This window comes from Bacillus sp. SRB_8 (assembly GCF_003264205.1).
GTDB classification, from domain to species: Bacteria; Bacillota; Bacilli; order Bacillales; family Bacillaceae_G; genus Bacillus_A; species Bacillus_A mycoides.
In genome coordinates this window covers 1-18692 of record NZ_NADT01000023.1, presented here as the reverse complement: position 1 = coordinate 18692, position 18692 = coordinate 1, and the positions used below count along the sequence as shown (strand labels likewise).

Here is an 18692-nt window from a genome sequence, read left to right as displayed (position 1 = left end):
TTTATAAATATTACGGTACGTGAAATTATATGTGTGTGCGTAGAATAGCTATTTACACCTTTCCTGTAAATCCTGATCTTTTGTGATATCATTCCCTTATAATGCATTAGACGAAAGGAAGGAACTAATATATGGAGAAGCAACCAAATTGGCAACCTATCCAAAACCTGCCTATCTTTGCAAATCTAATCGATGGTCAATCCTCAGATGCTAAAGAACAATATATAAATCTTTTAGAAGCCCGCAACAAACCTCATGTGTTGAATGATGCAATCATACAGCGCACCATCCATGTTTACACAGAACAACTTGAATTTGTATGGATATTTGAAGAACAGCTTTCCAAATGGAAAAAGGAAGAGCGTTTAACATCTATCGAGCAAAGTGAAATTGAACGCATTCAAGAACAAGTGCAACAGTTACACCATATTTTGATCGATATTTTAACTCTAACAGAAAAATTAAAAGAGGGAACCTATGAAAAAGTAATGGCAAAAAGTGATTGGCAACTTGGAATGGAATCTTTGCAAAGGATTAAACGATCCGATTATTGAGAAGGAATACTTACAAAGTGAGAATTTGTACATTTCTAGTAAAAACGTTATAATAGCAACCTAAAATCAATCATTACCTGGAGGTATACATATGAATAAAACAGAACTTATCAAAGAAGTTGCGGAACGAGCATCCTTATCACAAAAAGATGCTACTGCATCTGTGCAAGCTATCCTGGATCAAGTTACACAAGCCTTAGCGCAAGGGGCATCTGTTCAATTAATTGGATTCGGTACATTTGAGGTACGAGAACGTTCTGCACGTACAGGACGTAACCCTCAAACAGGAAAAGAAATGCTCATTCCTGGAGGAAAAGCACCTGCATTTAAAGCGGGAAAAAATCTAAAAGAGGCTGTTAAATAGATTAACATACATAAAAAGAAGAGAGATTCTTAACCTCTCTTCTTTTTCATATTAACCATTCCTTATTTTACTAAGAACTGTTCCAATTCTTTCATTAAAAGCTTCATACCCTCTGAGCTTAAAGTAATCTTCCCATTTGCTAAAGAAACATTCTGATTCGATACTTTCCCTGTTATGGCACAAGTACCACTAGCTTCATATTTTTTTAAGATGATTTTCTCACCATCTACATAAATCTCTAATGGTGTCTTCTCTCTAACTCCTAATGTATCTCTTAACTCTTTTGGTATTACCACTCGTCCTAATTCGTCTACTTTTCTTGTTATACCTGTTGATTTCATTTGGCCTCTCCCTTTTATATCTTTATTTATAGCCCACACACGATACCCTATGTTTCTTTTATTGTAACAAACTCTCCCCAAAGATTAAAAACATGATAAACCAAAAACTTAGAATCATAATAAGAGCCTCTTTACACATTTGTAAAAAGGGAAATTGTACGTCTCCCATCTATTGTTTCCTCCTTTTATATAGGGGGCTGTGTAGTAATTGGGGTCACCATATAGGGGTCACCATACATGCCCATCAACTTAAGAATGGAAACAAAATGAACTTTCGTTCACATAAACGAAAAAACTTTTAAAATATTTTGTATATTTAAAAATGAGCACACCAAATAAGCCTAGATAGGTATCGTTTTTAAAAATTATGCAGCTTTCTTTTGTTTTCTCATTCCATTATACTCATAGACAACACCCAAAATATCAAAGACTGTTTTCTTCTCATATCGATGAGATTTCCGTCCATTCTTCTGTAGGAGGTTGAACAGGCGGACTAGGATCTTTGTTATTTCTTGGGTGTTTTGCTGTGTGGATTGATATAAAATGTGTAAATGATCTTGAATCATCCCAATTGCTTTATATTCACTTAATTCTTGTTTCTTCTTTTGTAAAATTAATTGTCGCATCTTAAACATAGTAGAAGAGCATAGAAAAATGGCAATAAGCTTTCCATAAACATGACATTCTAATCGCTCTTGTTTGATATTTTTCCAATGATGAATTTGAAATAGAGATTTCCAAGTTTTAAAGATGATTTCTATTTGCCAGCGGAGAGAGTAAAAATCATGTATTTGTTCCATCGGAACAATCTCCCAAGGTGTATTGGTAACATACAGGTTCATGCCAGCTAATCGTTTGCTTTTTTCTGAATACGTAATTCCCTTTTTACTTTCCGTATACACTTGTTTTTTCATACGTTCACGAAGTTGTTTTTCTGTTAATCGATACATAATCACCCTAGTGAATAGTTTTTTATCCTTTCCAATATAAGCATCTTTTATTTCATAGACCTGGCCTGGTTTTAAGGTATTCATAATGTGTTCTAAATCAACTTTGATGTACTGAGACTGTTTTTTTACTGTCCCATTTCGAAAGTATTCAGGAAATTCATTTTTGATATATACCATATTGTTTAATTTGAGCCTTGATATATAATACACACCACGTTGGTCCATTTGATCTAAATCATCCAGTGAATAATAGCCTAAATCCCGAATACATAGATCACCAGGACGTAATGTCGGTAAACACTCTGTGCCAAATGTTTTATCATTATTTTTCCCTGGTTCCACTTGAAAATTTAAAAACTGGCCACTATGTAAATCATATTCTAACTGGATTTTTATACCCGCTGTTTGAGCACAACCACCTGATCCAGGATACACACTAGCTAAATGCTTTGGTACCTGGAAAATTGTTGCATCTAAAATACGAATTCGCTGAAAATAAGCGATTGAAGAGCTTGGAATCGCTGATGTTTCACAAATTTTAATTTTTAGTAATGTAGAGAAAATATGTTTTAAAAAGCAAACAGCTTTTTTATTGAAACGCTTATTGAGTCCTTCTGGACTCATAAGTGTTCCTGTAACAGCATGAAGTTGACTACATAGTCGCACTAAAGAATCACTTGCTACCCGTTGACTAACCCAAACACAGATAGTAGCTAAATCATGAGCTGAAAACTTTCGTTTCCGTTGTACAAGCCCTAGTTCTTTAGCGAGATTTTCCAGAAATGAAGGAGTAAGATGTTCATATAATTCTTCAGCAAATAATTGGAGTTCACTTTGAATCGAAAGATTCATAAAAAACATCATCCTTTCTAATCTAGCTTGTTTAGAAAGAATAACGCTTTTTTATACCAGAGGATAGTGAAAACTTCGCGTCTTTCTTACAAATATCGTGACTTTATTTCAAATTCACAGTTTTCTGTTATTTTTAAGGGGACTGAATTGGATATATATGCTAATATGAGAAAGGAATTGTAAAGGAACCTGGAAAAATGGAGGGAATTATGAAAACTTTCATATATATGGTGAGACATGGGGATTCACCGAAATCTGGAAAAGAAAAAACAAGAGGATTAACTGAAAAAGGAAAATTAGATGTTCAACGAGTAACAGATGTATTACAAGGTGAGGGAATTGACATTGTTATCTCAAGTCCATACGATCGTTCAATTCTAACTGTTCAGCAGTTAGCGAAGCAAATAGGACAAGAAGTTTTAGTATTTGAAGACTTAAAAGAGAGAATTTTTATTGCTGAAGAGGAACGAATGTCGGATAAAGAATTATTCCCTTTGATAACAAAGTCATTTTTAGAACCCGACTTTGCTTTAACGGGAGGAGAGTCTAATGTCGACTGTCAGAAACGTGCTATAAAAGTCTTAAAAGAATTATTAAACACCTATCGAGGACAGAAAGTAGTATTAGGAACCCATGGAGCTGTTATGACTTTGATGATGGGGTATTATGATAGTAAGTATGATTTGAATTTTTTACTACAGACATCAAAACCAGATATATACAGAATGGAATTCAATGGACAGGAATTGGTGGAGATTAAAAGATTGTGGGAAATTGAATAGATTGACTTTATTCATCCATAGCTTTTCCCAATGACGTGTATTATAAACAATAGGGTTACTGCGGTAACTCTTTTTCTTATGGCACTAACGGGGGATTGAGTTCAACAATCTAAAAAATCCGGTTCCTTAGCGTACAAAATTCGTGTTTTGTTCTTGCTACTCCGAGATGAAATGGGAGGGAATGTTTTTGGGCAGGATACTTTTAAAGTTATTTTTTAAATCAATCCTATTTTTTTTCTTATGCGGTATTATTGTTTTTTCTATATTTCAGATTATTTTTGTCTGGAGTGTTTCAACAGGATTAGGGAGGGATGATATAGTCGGATTTTCTGATAATAAGTATGTAATTGGTCGTCCACCTGTTAGCTATAATTTATATAAAAAAGATAGTGGGGAAACTATATTAGATAATGTTATTGGATATAAAAAGGGGAAAACTAAAAGCTATGTTCGGAATGAAATTGAATTTGCAGTGATAAATGAGATAAAGGGTAGCTATGAACTGTATAAAATAGAAAATGCTTCAGAAAAGAATATAGAACGGCTGAAAGAAATGAAGAAATTAGAATAAAAGAGACTATCTGAAAGGTAAAAATGTACGCTTGTTATTGTTAGATCTAAAAAATGTTTTAGACTGATAACTGAGTTTTATTTCATGAAAAGAGTCATTATTAAAGTAAAGTATTAGGGGTTCAGTCACATGTCCATCAAACTAACAGATAAAAATACCGTTTTTTTACACTTGGAGGTAATTAATATTTTTAAGTTGATGGGCATGGGGTCACCATATCATTTCGGGAAAATTGTACGTTTAGACACATTTTAGACAAAAATAGCCGAATCCCTATACGTTAAGGGGTCGGCTATTATTTTTATGTAATCCTTGCTAGTGAAAATAATTTACTTATAGCAATACATCTTTTCCTATTATTTAGTAGACTCTTTCATAAATAGAGCTGTCCATAGCGCAGGCACACCAAATACTTCATTTGATTGTTCAATTTCATTCATCTTACGTATTTCTATTTCAGAGAAGTCTTTAAAAATGGTTCTTAACTTTTCATCTGTAAATCCTAGTCCTCCTTTAAGGCTTCGTAATCTGTATACTTCCCAATCTGTTATGTCTGCTCCACCTAACTCTCCACCTTGAACAAAGCAAGTGATTGCAAAATGTCCATTTGGTTTTAAAGCTTTTTTTACCAAATTTATATAACTCATTCTTCTGTGTGGAGCAATGTGATGAAAACATCCTGAATCATACACAATATCATATGCTCCCTCTTCAATTTGCAAGTCAAAAATATTACTGTAAATAAAATTTACATTTACATTTTGTTCTTTCGCCCGTTCTGTTGCCCATTGAATTGATTCTTGCGATAAGTCTACTGCATCAACTAAACATCCTTTTTTAGCAAAGTAAATTGCATTCCTACCTGGACCAGATCCGAGTTCCAGGACTCTTCCTGGATTAAGTAATTTCCCCTCAAAATATTTTACTAAATTCTCATCTGGTTTATTAGCAAAAAAGGGGATTCCTTTTTCACGATTAGAATAAAAATCATCCCAAAACTGAGCTGGTTCACGTAATAATGAATCTAACATCTCTAATAAATCTTCATAACTACTAATTGTTTCCCTCAAAATGATCCCTTCTTTACAATTAAATTTTACTTTTTAATTGTACTAATAATTCTAAAGATTGTTGTTTCATCGGTGTTAAAATCACTTTAAATTGAAATAAACTTAAATACCCAAAACATAGTTATTTATAGTCATTTAACATATATAAAGCCCTCAATTTTTTCTTTTAAATCACGTTAAAGGCAATTGGTTTACTCTTTCTCAAAAACCCATCATACGTTTAAGAATGCCGTTAGAATTAAAGGTTAATTTCTAATTTTCAAACTTCTCATTACAAATATTACAATAATTTTACAGAAAATTATTACACGTTCTTGTTAAATTAATCTCTTCCTTAAAGCCTGTTATGGATATTCCAAAAAGTTTATCTACACCAGATTAAAAAGGAGAACATTTTCAAACTTACTTTACCCTGTGTCCAGAAAATTGTATGTTTATGAACAGAGGATGAAACACAATAATATCAACGTCTTCTAGCTATAATCATGTTCATAAAGTGTGTAAATAAATCAATGTTCAATTAAACTTAGTTTTTTATCTTTCTGAACATGTATTTATCTTTAAAACTACTGTAAGGATAAGGTTTTGTAGTCCTTAGCGTACAATTTTCCCAGAATGATATAGTGACCCCTCATAAGAAAAAATGAGTATCTCATCATTATTGAGATACTCATCCAAAGAAAGCATAAATTAACTATTAGTATTTAGCTCCTTACTGTATTTCTTTACAAAAAACGCCATTATTAACGTAATAATTCCTATAGTTAAACCAAGTAATTGATCTAACGAAATTACATCCCGAGAAATCCAACGTATAATAAATCCCACACTAAATACTAATACGAGTAAAAAACCAAAATATCTTAGTCCTCCATATACGTCTTCCATACCCACACCCCTTTAAAATTTACAACTAAATTATACCATATTGTGGAATCCAAATGAGAGTGTCTACATCAGTTAACATAACCTCATTTATCAGAAGTTAATCTATCTAGAAACCTAGAAAAGTCCCTTCAGAAGAAGATTTGAAGAGACTTTTCATTCACTTAATCAAGATTATCGGAAATATATTTCGCATTTTTGAGAAGCTACTTCTTTGTTATATTCATCAAGAATTTCTTTTAACATTGCTGCATCCGAAGGTAAGGTTTTGTTGAAGTTAGACCATCCTTGGAACACCAATTCACTTGGCATTTCAATTAAACCCGTAATAGCATCCCAAAACGCATCCCAGTTTTCCCCGTAAAAATCAGGAAACACAAGTTTTTCTTTAAATAGCAAGTGTAAATCTCTATTGTTTGTTACTCCGGTTAAATCAATGATCGTTGTTACTTTGTAGTCATTTTTCATTAATTAAAATACACCTCTATTGAATTTTAGATTTATATCGTATCATTCTTAACCTCAATTCAATAATAGTTCACATAATTTCCGTTATCGGCTGTTAGGCAATTACAAGATTTCTTTATAAAAATGACAAAACTGTAAGAATGCACGAATGTTTGTAAGAAAGTTCGATGTTTTCCTTTTTCTTTTTTTATTATAGTGAAAAAAAGAAGGAGGAATTTGAAAATGTCTTTTTCTCAATTCAATATTGATATTTTTCGAGCAATTAATGATTTAGGTAAACAATATTCATTCCTAAATTCAGCCATGATATTTTTGGCAGAATATATGGTATATATTCTTTGTTTAATTATTATAGCTTATTGGTTTACCGGGTCTAGAAAAAGTAGGATGATGGTTATTCAAGCGATGGTTGCTTTTGTGATTGCTGAGATGATTGGAAAAATAGCAGGGAAATTTCATTTGAATTATCAACCGTTTGCAGTATTGCCTGATGTTAATAAACTTGTCGACCATGCTGTAGATAATTCATTTCCTAGTGACCATACGATTCTCTTTTTTTCGATTTGTTTTTCATTTTGGCTTGTTCGTAAAAAGACTGGATGGTTATGGCTTATACTTGCATTTTGTGTAGCGATCTCTCGTATTTGGGTAGGAGTTCATTATCCTTTTGATGTTGTAATAGGGGCTTTAATAGGATGTGTTTCAGCGTTATTTTCGTATTGGTTAGTACCGAAATTTTCTTTTATCAAGCAATTGCTTACTCTATATGAAAGAGTAGAGAAACATGTTTTACCATCCAAAAACAAATCAAAGGGATTTTGAGTATACAAGTATAAAAGTTAGCGTGAAAGATACAGATGCTGACGACCTATATGTGGAATGTATTCATGTTGCAGCTGTTCTGACATGTATAAGTTATCAACAATCTTTATGTTAAAAGAATCTTAACGTACGAAATTCGCGTTTTGTTGGTACTACTCCTTTTATAAAAAGTTTATTATCAAATCATCTTGTATATCTTATACATATCAGGTTAACATAACGTCTCATTATCGGTAGCAAATAAAAAGGCATCCCCTTACTCTCACAAGGGATTCGCCTTTTTCTTTTTCTATGACCCTATGCATCTTTTTATACATTCCTATTCTGGAGTGCCTTTTGGCTTCCCTATGTCTCCCTATTTTTCGCATAAAATCTTGCATACTCTTAGCGTGGGTTTTTTCCGAAATGCTGGCGGTACCCCAGTATGTATTACATAGCAAGTGTAGAGATTGCTTGTTTGTAGATTAGTTGTTGTTTACCCTGAACCATCATTAGGACGGTAAATTTATCTGTTGCAAGGATCTGCCCACGTACTGGAACGCCATTCTTTAAAAATACAGTAACTTCCCCTTTTTTTTCTTTCAATTGTTCATACATATCTTCTTGCAAATTAAACATGAAATGCGCCCCCTGGTTTCTTTGTATTTACTTTTCTTCTAATACCTGCTGCTTTTCACTGTTGGATATTTGTGATTCCCATTCACTTTCTATTTTTCTAAACCATTTTCCTATTTTACTTAGATAATATCTTTTTACTTCACCATTAGGAATCCAAATTTCACGTTCCTGTATTTGATTCATCACTTCATGAAGAATCTCATCATGTTCATACTTCCTAGGTTTTCTATAATGTGTTTTTACAAACTGTGTATATTCTCTACGTAACCAATTAGAAATATGTTGTCTTTGTCTTTGCTTGAGATGTGACCATTTTTTATTTGTTTGAAGGATTTTTCCATTTACTTTTATGTGGTTTTTCATCGACACTCATCCCCTTTTACTAGCAAAACGAATATATCACTATCGTATCACATTTAAATCGAAATACTGCTTTAGGGACATATTTCGCAAGAAATCTATCCAAAATAAACAATACAGAATCCATTTAGAAGATTAATTCAACATAAAAATAAATGTAGACTATTGATTATGTAGTTTTTTTTTATTAAACATTACGGCGCGTGAAATTTTATGTTTCCCTTATTAAAAAAGCCCCCATAGATTTTGCACCTATGAGAGCTACCTAAGGGTATTTAGACTTTCGACTTGATTCTATTGTAACAAGCTTTCACCAAATATCAAGAACATAACAATCCAAAACCAAATAATCAAACGAAATGCACTCTTGAAACTTCCCCACAGAGAAAATGTTTCCTCTTGCATTTTTATCATCCTTTCTTACTTGTCCTTTGGTTCTCCAAACCATTCATACATTGCCTGCCGGCTTATAATCCATTCCTTACGCTTCCCTTTCGGATGCAAAAAGTACTTCACTAAACCTTCTTGTAACATGCGCTCTAAATCATTTATTTGCTTCTCGTTCATTAGAGAGGGGCTATATTTATTCTTAATTGTCTCACGAGGAATCCCCCAATAAAAAGCTGCTTCAGATGGTGTCATGTATTTATCAATTTCTTTCATGGGAATTCTCCTTTGTTTGTGCTTTTCCTTTTATGTTACAATAAATAAAGAAGGAAATGGACTAGATTTCCTTCTACTTCAGTCACTCATTAACTAAGCCCTTTGTTTGCTGTTAAGCAAATGAAGGGTTTTTATTTTGCTTGTTTATATTTACTATCTATGACAGCCAAACGGATCAACTTCAGCTTAATATCCTTACTAAGAGAAAGCCATTCAGATGTACCAATTTTCATATCCTTTTCCTCCCCATTCCCTTTTTATACTTCAAGAAAATGAACCCCTTAAAACATTTGTATTTTACACTAATTTAACAACTAGGGAATCCTCATCATATTCATGAATTTGTAAATCATAGCGCATCTCTGTTGCATCCAGTACTTTGCAAAACCTCTGATAGTAAGCCGGATTACTTACTTCCATGCCAATTTCTCCATTCCTGAACAGATACTCTAAATCATCAATGATTTCTTTTACTGTATTCTCCAATATTCTCACTCCTTATCTTTATGAAATAACCTTGTAAGGTTATTTCATAACAAAACAATCAACCTTACAAGGTTATCTGTTTGTTTTTCAGATATTTTATAGAAAAATTCTTAATGACATCCTTAACTCACTTTAAACCACTTATTTTCGCTTACAACACACCCTTTGTTATTTAGGTCTTATGTCATTCACTTTTAAATAAACATTGGTTATATCGAAATTTGAGAAGCCGTTTTTTGATGAGAGTATGATTTTTTAAGTTAATTCCTAAAAATAACAAAAAGAGCTGGATTTTCATCACAGCTCATTTACTGATTGGTTCTGTATGTGTACATGTAGGATATTGAGAACAGCCAAAAAACTTATTTCCTGTTTTATTCGAATTTCGAACGACTAAATGATTTTTACATGTTGGGCATTTCCGTTCTTCAGGTTTTACCCCTTGTGTAGCTTTGAAATAAAGTTTGATTAAAAATACCTCTCAAACCCATATTTTACGATAAAGAAAAAGAATCCATTTTGAAAAAAGATTGATCAAAATGGATTCCACTTTTGAGATTGACTATTTATCTTTCATAAAAAAGTTTGATCATTTTTGTGATCTTTCCTCCATTAAAGCGCCCGATTGCAGAATAAAGGCTGCATTGATTCGATCGGATAACCTAATATCATTTAATATAAATTTTCAAAGAAAAGCTGTCGTTGTTCTATAAGGAATTATTCTTAAATTCATCACTATTTGGCTAAATATTATATATTCCCTAACATGGACTCTAATTCTTTGTGATTTTCCGATAGCCAGAGCATTTCCTTTGCAAAACGTTCTGGAGGTCCGCAATGCTGATCCATACTTGAATTTATCCACCAGGTACTTTCCATAAACCATAACATTTTTAAAGAACTGATTATGAACCCTTTTTCAAGTAAACGTTGCTCACTATACCCTTCTATAAAAGCCTGAACAAGAGAAACATCAAAGTTATTTTCACATAAGGCTCCAGATATAATAGCTCTTGCAACATCAAGCTGTGGATAGTCATATTTCATTCTGTCAAAATCTAAAACAGCACTTATTTTTTTTTCTTCAAACAATAAATTGTCTACCCAGAGATCACGGTGAGCCCAACCAGTTTCTTTCAGATTAAAATCTTCTAAATTTATAGTTTCTGTTACTTTATATTGTGTTTCTAATATCGGTAATAAATGCGACTTGTCAGTATTATTTGCATGATTCCAAATAGATTCCCAATGAGTTAAACGCTCCTCACGACTTGGAGGAATAAATTCAGGTCCACTCTTAACCCTAAGTGTACCGTTATTTAACAAATGATGCATATTCCCTGTTACTCTTCCTAAGTCATACATTTGATGAACATTTAATTTTCCTGGAGGGATCACAGTTCCATCACAGTATTCCATTAACATAAAAAGTTCGCCCTTATCCGATTCAATAAGAAACTGACCTTCATGAGAATAGAGCTTAGGGCATGGAAGACCACTATTATGTAATCGCATTTGTTGAGAGAAGGCTAATAATAGTTCTTCATGGTTATACAGTTTATATCTTTCCTTGTTGTATTGCTTGATTAAAAAAATACCATAATCTGTTATTATTTTCCACTTTAAATTTAACCAACCACGTTTTATAGGTGTAGAATCTAATACCTTAAATCCAAAATTACGATTACAAGTGTTGATAAGGTCGTTCAATACCATTTCTTCTGTTAATACAAAACCCATGCTTCATCTCCTCGTATTTCTTTTACTTCTAAACTATATGATTCTCTGATTAATAAAACATATAAAAAATTTAGGAATAGTAATACCTATACGTTATTATTCTCCTTTTTTTTATAGAAATGGTCCGAATCACAGACAATAACCCATCCTATAATTATTAATGTTATAGAAAATAACTTAAGACACGCCTTATATATATAATCTAAATCTTTAAGATAAACAAAGGATATTACACATATAACAGCACCAACTATCCCTAGAATCAAACCCTTATATTTTTGTAAAAACATCAAGTTACCCCTTTCGTAGAAACAAAATATTCCATATGTAAATAATACTAAAATATGGAATATTTTCAAAGAATCAAAACGTTTTTATATTCAATTCATATATTTTATTTCTTTTCTCAATAAAAATATCCCCATAGATAAGTAAATCCAATGGGATAAAACGGTGCATCTTTTTTATAAACAGTTAATCTTTTTTCAAAACGGTTAAACTTTTTTATAAACAGTACAACTTTATTTCAAGTCTACACCTTGATATACATCTTCAGCCGAATATTCGGGATTAATTTTATTAATCAATTTCTGAAGTTCTACACGATCTATTAGTTTTACATTGCATGCTTCTGCTAATTCTTTCGCTTGCCTTGTATACACACTGTTCGTTACAACCCAACCCTCATGCGCTTTGTAATAAGCTTGTGCTGCATATATCTCTTGTACGGCACTGATGCCCACTCTATTTTTCATCCCGTATCGTTTGGCCTGAATTACAATGCGATTTTTACCCTTTAATACAAGATCTGCACCGAAATCATTTGACTGCTTTGTAACCATCGGTGAGTACCCAAGTTCTCGAAAGAGAGCCTTCAGATACACTTCGAATTGACGTCCATCCATTTTGTCTATATAGCGAATACCGGACTTCGCCATTCGCTTCAGCATTCTACGCTCCTGGATCTTCCGGTACACAAATTTACAAATATGAAAAAGTACGTAAAGGATAAAACTATAAATCAAAATCTGTAGTATGTTTGGCATAGATGGTAGATTAGACACTTCTTTCCACCTCTTTGATTGGTTTTATTTTCATTGGTTGAGCTGTTTCTTTTGGCTGTTGTTCACTCACTTGTTTCTTCCGGACATCGTTCCAATCTTTTTCATGTGTTGGAATGTCCTCTTTAAGATCTACAAAGCATTTCATCGTCTGAATGAAGTCTTTCCCAGCTTTATCATTATCAACCGCCATAATGACTTCTTTAATATCGTGCCCTTCTTTTTTCGCATCCATTAAAGATTGAATCACCGTTTTTGACTTCAATCCATGCATAGAGACCAGGCGAGCGTTTTGTATTTTATTTTGCTTGATACTCCAATGGGACAACATGTCGATTGGATCTTCATAAAAAATAATCTTATCCGGCTTGCCTACATCAACGGTAAAACCTGCATGAATCCTTTCGTAATTCGGGACAATTTGTTTAAAACTTCCTCGTTTATTCTCCATTTTGACCGTACCTTGACGGTTCATTCCAATTACTTGCCCTTTGCCACCTTCTTCTCTCCATTTGAACACGACATTGTTTTTCTTATCCTGGACGATGAGATCCTTTTTAATCAGCCAGTTCACCAGGCGAGGATCTATTTTTCTTTCATCAATTAGGTACTGCTTGATCTCTGTTTGTTTCTGCACCTCTAAGTGTTTCGGATAGATGAAAGGCTGCTGTTCTTTTTTGCGCTCTTCTTCAGCTTTTGAGCGATCAAACTCTTTGTAATCCCCTTTATTGATGTCTAATACAGCTTGCGGAAATGTCATTTCATAGTACATCATCGCAAAGCTAATCGCTCCATAGCCCTTTTCGCCACGACTATTCCAGGCATATTGATTTCCTTTAATAAGAAGACTGTCATGTTCCGTATGACGATAATAGTTTCCTTCTTTCTTAAACGTTTCTCCCTTTGCTTCCAGATAGGAGAGGAAGTGTTCAATCTATTACTAGCGAAAGGAGCCAAAAAAGAAGATGCTGAAGATATAATTCAAAACACTTTTTACAAAGTGTACACACTGTTGGATGATCTAACAGAGTGCAATATACGTCCGTGGTTTTTTAGAGTCGCATTCAATGAATATATTGACTTAAAAAGAAAAAAGGAACAGCAGAACATCTACTTAACCGAGGAAATTTATTCAAAGCTACAATATACAGACAGCGAATTTGACGCCATTTTAAATAAGGATGAGATTTTCTATTTATTAAAAGACATCAAAAAGGACTACAAAGAAGCTTTCTTTTTAAAGTATTACTATGATTTTTCATATGAGGAAATTGCGACTATTTTGGATATTAAAGTAAGCAGTGTAAAGCAAAAGTTGTATCGTGCCCGTAAATTTATTCACTCAAAAATAGGAGGAAAACATTAGTGGACACTTCTTTAAAAGATGCTTTAAAAAAAGCTAAACGAAAACAATTACTAAAAATCATCATTACTTCAATTATTGTTGTACCTATTCTATTACTGATCTTTTATAAAACTGGAAATTATTTTGCAGCGAAAAGTTCTACAAAACTTCATGAAAAGCTCTTGTTACATAATAAAATCGCTGAACCTAATATTCTAATGAATTCTCAAGTTACGAGGAATACCTCTATGTTTGGAGGTAATATTGTGACGAATCGTTCTAAAAATATTGATGGTTATTTAGTACAATGGAGCACACTCACAAATTCGTATGATTGGTTTCGCGCTAATATTGATGACAACGAGTTAATACCGGGGTTCTATGGGTCTGATACAGAATTCTACGAATATGATAAACAAACAAAGAAGAAAGTTGCGAAATTTTACCATCCATCTATTCAAAAGTACTATGATGGTGTACGAAATGAGCTAGGCGCAATTTCACAAATGGAAAATCACGTTGCAGAAGTCGCAATTTCTTTTAATCGACCATATACATTAAAAGAAATTCAAGTAAAAATTCCCGATAATGTAAACATCGTATGGTTGTATATGACTTCACCAATTGCAGATGAAAGCAGGGGACCTATGGCTTTGCCGGTTTATGGATTTAATCCATCTGATTCACCGAAAAAGGCATACAATAGCTTTATTGATGCACTTAAAAAATATGATGCAGATAGTAGTGACAAAACAATCCAGGAGTTTTTAAAATTAAATAAAAATAAACAGTTTGATGAAGTGAAAATTTTAGGGGTAATGCTGACTGGTCAAACCCAAAACTTTAAAGTGTTAGAAAATCAAGATTTTATTCGTGGTGCTTCTGTTGGAGCTACTGCACAAATCGTCCCTTATATTAAACCAGAGAAATAATAAACAAGAGACCAGATGAACATTTGGTCTCTTTTCCTTGTTAATCTGTCCTCTTGTTAACTTAATAAATATCGAAATATTTCTGTGTTTATAATAGGGGCAAAAAAAATACGGTATCCGATGAAGGAGTTTTATAAAAAACAAAAAATCCGATTTTAAATAAAATTGGAAATAAAAGTAAGTCTATGACCTATTTTTACACGTATCTCGGCTGTACCCCATTAACGGCTTGCTGGGCACACAACATAAAAAAACCGCTCCTTTTCGAGCGGTTTCCTCTTAGAATGAAGGTTATCCATTCTATGTGGCAATGTTTGCATGAAAACAATAAAAATTAATAATTTCCTACACAAAAAAACAGAAACAGAAAAACACTATCCAGCATTACGTTCCATTACAAGAACCAAACAACCCTTTTCAGACCATGGTTCATGTTCTGTATTAGGTCCATAACAGAGATAAGAACCTGCTCCATACACAACATCATTGCTGATAAGAGCTCCATCTAATACGAATAATTCCTCGGTATCCTTATGCGTATGTTGAGGGAATTTTGCCCCCGGTGCAAATCGCACGACATAACGCAGTTCACCATTCTCATCTCGTAATGGAATTTGTTCTATACCATCCATAACAAATTTCCACTCACTGTTTGTGATATCAACGGAAAAGTAATCTTTCATGTTATCATCTCCTTCTATACAAATAGTAATTTACGATGATATATTGGTCAATATGAACAAAAATGAACTATTCTTCAGGAGGAATGAATTATGGAAATTCGTTTGTTACAGACATTTCAAGCTGTTGTCCAATGTGGTAGTCAGATAAAAGCAGCAAATCTGCTGCAATACGCACAATCTACCATCACCCTACACATCAATCAATTAGAAGAAAAACTCGGCATCGAACTGTTTGAGCGTAAAGGAAAACAAATGGTGCTAACCGAAGCCGGAAGACTTGTGAAAGAACAGGCAGATATTTTATTAAATCAAGTGGATGTAATCACCGAAACCGCAAAAGAATTTTCACTCGGTCAGAAAGGACTTATTCGGATTGGAGCAATTGATTCCATTGGCAAAACAAATTTGATTTCCGTACTAACAACGTTTATGAAAGAACATCCACAAATTTGTCTTTCCATCGAAAGTGGCGTAACCCAACAATTTAGTCAACGGATTATCGCTAACGAACTTGATATTGCCTTATGTCCCCCTCCATCACCAGAATTAAATCTTGAATTTTATCCGCTATATGAAGAAAAGCTTTGTTTGATACTGCCAATCGACCATCCATTATCTACACAAGAAAAAATTCACATGTGTGATTTGGAAGATGAAAATTTCATTTTAACTGGACAATTGTGTGATTATCGGCGAAAAATAGAGCATGTTTTTCTGCAACATGGCTTTCATTTACACTCTAATTACGATGCAGCAAACATGGAGATGGTTTTAAATCTTGTATTACAAGGATTTGGTATTGCTATGCTACCTAGCAATTTCGTTGCCAATTCACATCAATACGCTATTCGTGACATCGATGATATTTCATTCGCTTTACCTGTTGGATTAATCCGCAAAAAAAATAAAGTCCTCAGCCCTGCTACAGAAAAATTGTTAGCTAATATATTTTCATCCTGCTAAACAAGCACAAAAACCAGCTAATGTTTGTCAAGCAGATCTGCCTTGGTACCTAAAAGAATGTTTATGGAAATGACAAATAAACCTCCATCGGCGGGGAAGTCTACAGAATTTATTGGTTATGTGCGATAGGGCTCGCCTCGGGTAAGGATGGCATAAACGTGATGTAGAAGCTTGTTGGCGCAGGCGATCACGGCCACCTTGTAGGGCTTGCCCTCTTTCTTTTTCTTATCATAGTAGGCCTTAATCCGCTCATTATTTCCTTTGCGCAAGCCACACTGCACTGCTATATATAAAGCTCGCCTTGCTTCCTGATTAAAACAGTCAGCTATCGAGAGAATTGAAGGCGCTAAAGTAATTCCGCGTATCGATACAATACAATTACTTGCAAAAACTCTGGGATTGAAATTGGATATTGTTGTCGATGAACAAGCTTCAGCATTAGCTATGGTATAAGAATGTTAAAAAAGTAGCCATGTGGTTTATTAAAACCATGTGGCTACTTTTCGTATCACGCAATATGAACTGTCTTTGTTGGCCAGCTCGAGCATCTGCATCTCATGTTCCTGGTGTTTCTGGAAGAAGTGCAACTTTGCGATCATTGTTTACAAATAATAAAGTTATAGACGGGGTACCGACCGCAAAACGGAAAAAAACCAAGTTAAGCAAATTTCGACATAAAATCCTTTGAGTTTTGTCCCGTTAAGAACATTTTGATACAACACAACATCATTTGTGTTGCATTAGAACTAAAAAAGACTAATGCAAACTGGTATTAATGCAACACAATTTAAATTAGCGTTAAAATGACTCAAAAATCCTTAGCATGGTTTTTTTCCAAAATGCTGGCGGTATCGCTTCTATGATAAAACAACACTTGTTTCAAGAAAAAAATAAAATAAACAAAACCCACAGAGAACAAGAATGTTTTCTGCGGGTTTTGTTTATTTCAAAGAAGCTTTGGGGAAGCTTGGTTTGATCAATTTTATTTTTCTAACACATCTTGCATTATAAAAATAAAATATAGAGTGTTTTGCATATACATTAGCGATAAGCTTATCTTACTTTAAATATCTTTCAAAAATCTTTCAAAAGTGTTACAAAAGTCTTTCATTGGTTTTAAAGACGCTCGGCCAAGATGAATAACAGAATCAGTCCATTCTCTACCTCACGCTAACAATAATATGTGTACTTTTTCTGTACTTGGATCTCTTTATTTTAAAGGATTCTTTTTTTGTTACAAATCCACAAATAAAAAAGATAAGATCGAAGAGTATGATCTTATCTCTAGCATAAGGGAAAAACAAAGGCAAAAACTATCTTAATTTTATAATAGTATATTTTTGTTAATTTTAAATATTAAAACCATAATTAACAGTCATATCTATATTGAGAAATTTATTATAAATTTAGTTGTAAATGTTTAAAATATCGAATGTAAACTTTTAGCCATTTATTTACATTCAAACTACCGAAAACATTGACTTTACCCCAACCCGCCTAATACCCTCAAAATCAAAAAGAAAAGTATACATTTAAAACATTGTAAATAAGGCATACCGCCAAATATAAAACATATCCATAGGGAAGCGTGTAGCACCTTGCTATAATAATGTTGGAGTTATTTCCTAATTATTGATGAAGGAGCTTAGACATGGAAAAGATTAATAGAATATTAAGTGATTTTGCTAAGGTTAATGAATATGATGGTGTAGGTAATGATTATAGACTATATCTTTTATCAGAAAATACAAAAGAAGATATATGTAAGCTTATAAAAAATTATATAAAAGCTACTAGTGACGACACAATAGAACTTATACAGTTGAATGAATGGCAGCAGGATTTCCTTTCTTGTGAATTTCCTGAAGGTGAAGAGTATTGGTTCGGAACAATACCCAGTGGATATGATTTGAAAGGATTAACACCAAAGGAGTTTATAATAGAACAGTTATTGAATACATTTGAACAAGGGATTGGAGCAGTTTATTGGGTAAAATTAGATATAGGAGCCTATTATGCTTGTAGTTATGAAGAATATGTCTTCGTAACCAATAAGGGAATTTATTATCTTTCTATGCAAGTACATGATTAAAAAGAAATTGTGTACAGTTAGACATAATTTAGGATATCTTTTACCCGGTTCTTTGTATGATAAGGAACTGTTGGTTTGAAATAAAGTCAC

General features: G+C 33.2%; 22 protein-coding genes and 3 pseudogenes. 9 read left to right on the top strand and 16 right to left on the bottom strand.

The annotated features are described in order from the left end of the window. The first annotated feature begins 131 nt into the window (after positions 1-131). Positions 132-554, top strand: a complete 423-nt coding sequence (locus B5P40_RS20670; protein ID WP_113709776.1) for a hypothetical protein — start codon at positions 132-134, stop codon at positions 552-554. 91 nt (positions 555-645) lie between these two features. Further along, positions 646-918, top strand: coding sequence for an HU family DNA-binding protein (locus B5P40_RS20665; RefSeq protein WP_113709775.1), 273 nt, complete (start codon positions 646-648; stop codon positions 916-918). A 62-nt stretch (positions 919-980) separates the two neighbouring features. Here B5P40_RS20665 and B5P40_RS20660 read toward each other — a convergent pair whose 3' ends face one another. Both B5P40_RS20660 and B5P40_RS20650 read right to left on the bottom strand, forming a co-directional pair. Next, a complete protein-coding gene (locus B5P40_RS20660; protein WP_113709774.1) occupies positions 981-1259 on the bottom strand; it encodes an AbrB/MazE/SpoVT family DNA-binding domain-containing protein in 279 nt (92 codons plus the stop codon). Between the two features lie 365 nt (positions 1260-1624). Next, entirely contained in the window at positions 1625-3061 is a 1437-nt protein-coding gene (locus B5P40_RS20650; protein ID WP_113709773.1) for an IS4 family transposase, read from the bottom strand. A 209-nt stretch (positions 3062-3270) separates the two neighbouring features. Here B5P40_RS20650 and B5P40_RS20645 point away from each other — a divergent pair, with 209 nt between their 5' ends. Both B5P40_RS20645 and B5P40_RS20640 read left to right on the top strand, forming a co-directional pair. Beyond that, entirely contained in the window at positions 3271-3843 is a 573-nt protein-coding gene (locus tag B5P40_RS20645; protein WP_113709772.1) for a histidine phosphatase family protein, read from the top strand. Positions 3844-4030: 187 nt separating this feature from the next. Then, complete coding sequence (locus B5P40_RS20640) at positions 4031-4414, top strand: hypothetical protein (RefSeq protein WP_113709771.1); 384 nt, start codon at positions 4031-4033, stop codon at positions 4412-4414. Positions 4415-4770: 356 nt separating this feature from the next. Here B5P40_RS20640 and B5P40_RS20635 read toward each other — a convergent pair whose 3' ends face one another. The 3 genes from B5P40_RS20635 to B5P40_RS20625 form a co-directional block, all read right to left on the bottom strand. Then, positions 4771-5484, bottom strand: coding sequence for a class I SAM-dependent methyltransferase (locus tag B5P40_RS20635; protein ID WP_002193530.1), 714 nt, complete (start codon positions 5482-5484; stop codon positions 4771-4773). A 690-nt stretch (positions 5485-6174) separates the two neighbouring features. Then, positions 6175-6372 (bottom strand): hypothetical protein, encoded by a 198-nt coding sequence (locus B5P40_RS20630; RefSeq protein WP_088010029.1) that lies wholly within the window; start codon positions 6370-6372, stop codon positions 6175-6177. 171 nt (positions 6373-6543) lie between these two features. Beyond that, positions 6544-6837 (bottom strand): barstar family protein, encoded by a 294-nt coding sequence (locus tag B5P40_RS20625; RefSeq protein ID WP_113709770.1) that lies wholly within the window; start codon positions 6835-6837, stop codon positions 6544-6546. Between the two features lie 222 nt (positions 6838-7059). Between B5P40_RS20625 and B5P40_RS20615 the strand changes: the two genes are divergently transcribed. Next, entirely contained in the window at positions 7060-7659 is a 600-nt protein-coding gene (locus B5P40_RS20615; protein ID WP_113709769.1) for an undecaprenyl-diphosphatase, read from the top strand. A gap of 429 nt (positions 7660-8088) precedes the next feature. Here B5P40_RS20615 and hfq read toward each other — a convergent pair whose 3' ends face one another. The 9 genes and pseudogenes from hfq to B5P40_RS20570 form a co-directional block, all read right to left on the bottom strand. After that, positions 8089-8277 (bottom strand): RNA chaperone Hfq, encoded by a 189-nt coding sequence (gene hfq, locus B5P40_RS20610; protein WP_113709768.1) that lies wholly within the window; start codon positions 8275-8277, stop codon positions 8089-8091. 27 nt (positions 8278-8304) lie between these two features. Then, complete coding sequence (locus B5P40_RS20605; protein ID WP_000788513.1) at positions 8305-8640, bottom strand: hypothetical protein; 336 nt, start codon at positions 8638-8640, stop codon at positions 8305-8307. Positions 8641-9057: 417 nt separating this feature from the next. Then, entirely contained in the window at positions 9058-9300 is a 243-nt protein-coding gene (locus B5P40_RS20600) for a helix-turn-helix domain-containing protein (protein WP_113709767.1), read from the bottom strand. Positions 9301-9597: 297 nt separating this feature from the next. Then, positions 9598-9786 carry a hypothetical protein gene (locus B5P40_RS20595; protein WP_113709766.1) on the bottom strand — a complete coding sequence of 63 codons (189 nt, stop codon included), beginning with the start codon at positions 9784-9786 and terminating at the stop codon, positions 9598-9600. Positions 9787-10090: 304 nt separating this feature from the next. Next, positions 10091-10231, bottom strand: a pseudogene (locus B5P40_RS20590) (topoisomerase DNA-binding C4 zinc finger domain-containing protein); the annotation flags it as partial. Between the two features lie 305 nt (positions 10232-10536). Continuing rightward, positions 10537-11526: a phosphotransferase gene (locus B5P40_RS20585; protein WP_113709765.1), complete on the bottom strand. Its 990-nt coding sequence runs from the start codon at positions 11524-11526 to the stop codon at positions 10537-10539. A gap of 86 nt (positions 11527-11612) precedes the next feature. Beyond that, a complete protein-coding gene (locus tag B5P40_RS33635) occupies positions 11613-11816 on the bottom strand; it encodes a hypothetical protein (protein ID WP_113709764.1) in 204 nt (67 codons plus the stop codon). A 243-nt stretch (positions 11817-12059) separates the two neighbouring features. Continuing rightward, positions 12060-12590: pseudogene (locus B5P40_RS20575) on the bottom strand (restriction endonuclease); the annotation flags it as partial. Continuing rightward, positions 12583-13521 (bottom strand): DUF3991 and TOPRIM domain-containing protein, encoded by a 939-nt coding sequence (locus B5P40_RS20570; RefSeq protein ID WP_113709763.1) that lies wholly within the window; start codon positions 13519-13521, stop codon positions 12583-12585. The pseudogene B5P40_RS20575 and the gene B5P40_RS20570, both read right to left, overlap by 8 nt. On the opposite strand from B5P40_RS20570, the gene B5P40_RS20565 reads away from it, so the two are divergent. Both B5P40_RS20565 and B5P40_RS20560 read left to right on the top strand, forming a co-directional pair. Then, complete coding sequence (locus B5P40_RS20565; protein ID WP_113709785.1) at positions 13450-13953, top strand: RNA polymerase sigma factor; 504 nt, start codon at positions 13450-13452, stop codon at positions 13951-13953. The two genes, B5P40_RS20570 and B5P40_RS20565, sit on opposite strands and share 72 nt — an antisense overlap. Further along, a complete protein-coding gene (locus B5P40_RS20560) occupies positions 13953-14864 on the top strand; it encodes a sigma factor regulator N-terminal domain-containing protein (protein ID WP_113709762.1) in 912 nt (303 codons plus the stop codon). The genes B5P40_RS20565 and B5P40_RS20560 overlap by 1 nt, the downstream gene beginning before the upstream one ends. 374 nt (positions 14865-15238) lie before the next feature. Here B5P40_RS20560 and B5P40_RS20555 read toward each other — a convergent pair whose 3' ends face one another. After that, positions 15239-15547, bottom strand: a complete 309-nt coding sequence (locus B5P40_RS20555; protein ID WP_113709761.1) for a cupin domain-containing protein — start codon at positions 15545-15547, stop codon at positions 15239-15241. Positions 15548-15637: 90 nt separating this feature from the next. On the opposite strand from B5P40_RS20555, the gene B5P40_RS20550 reads away from it, so the two are divergent. Beyond that, on the top strand, positions 15638-16510 hold the full coding sequence (locus B5P40_RS20550) for a LysR family transcriptional regulator (protein WP_113709760.1): 873 nt from the start codon (positions 15638-15640) through the stop codon (positions 16508-16510). A 116-nt stretch (positions 16511-16626) separates the two neighbouring features. On the opposite strand, the pseudogene B5P40_RS20545 reads toward B5P40_RS20550, so the two are convergent. Beyond that, positions 16627-16749 (bottom strand): annotated as a pseudogene (locus tag B5P40_RS20545) (IS110 family RNA-guided transposase); the annotation flags it as partial. Between the two features lie 1412 nt (positions 16750-18161). Here B5P40_RS20545 and B5P40_RS20540 point away from each other — a divergent pair. After that, the gene (locus tag B5P40_RS20540; RefSeq protein ID WP_113709759.1) at positions 18162-18602 is read left to right on the top strand and encodes a hypothetical protein; all 441 of its coding nucleotides are present in this window, start codon (positions 18162-18164) and stop codon (positions 18600-18602) included. Positions 18603-18692: the final 90 nt, after the last annotated feature.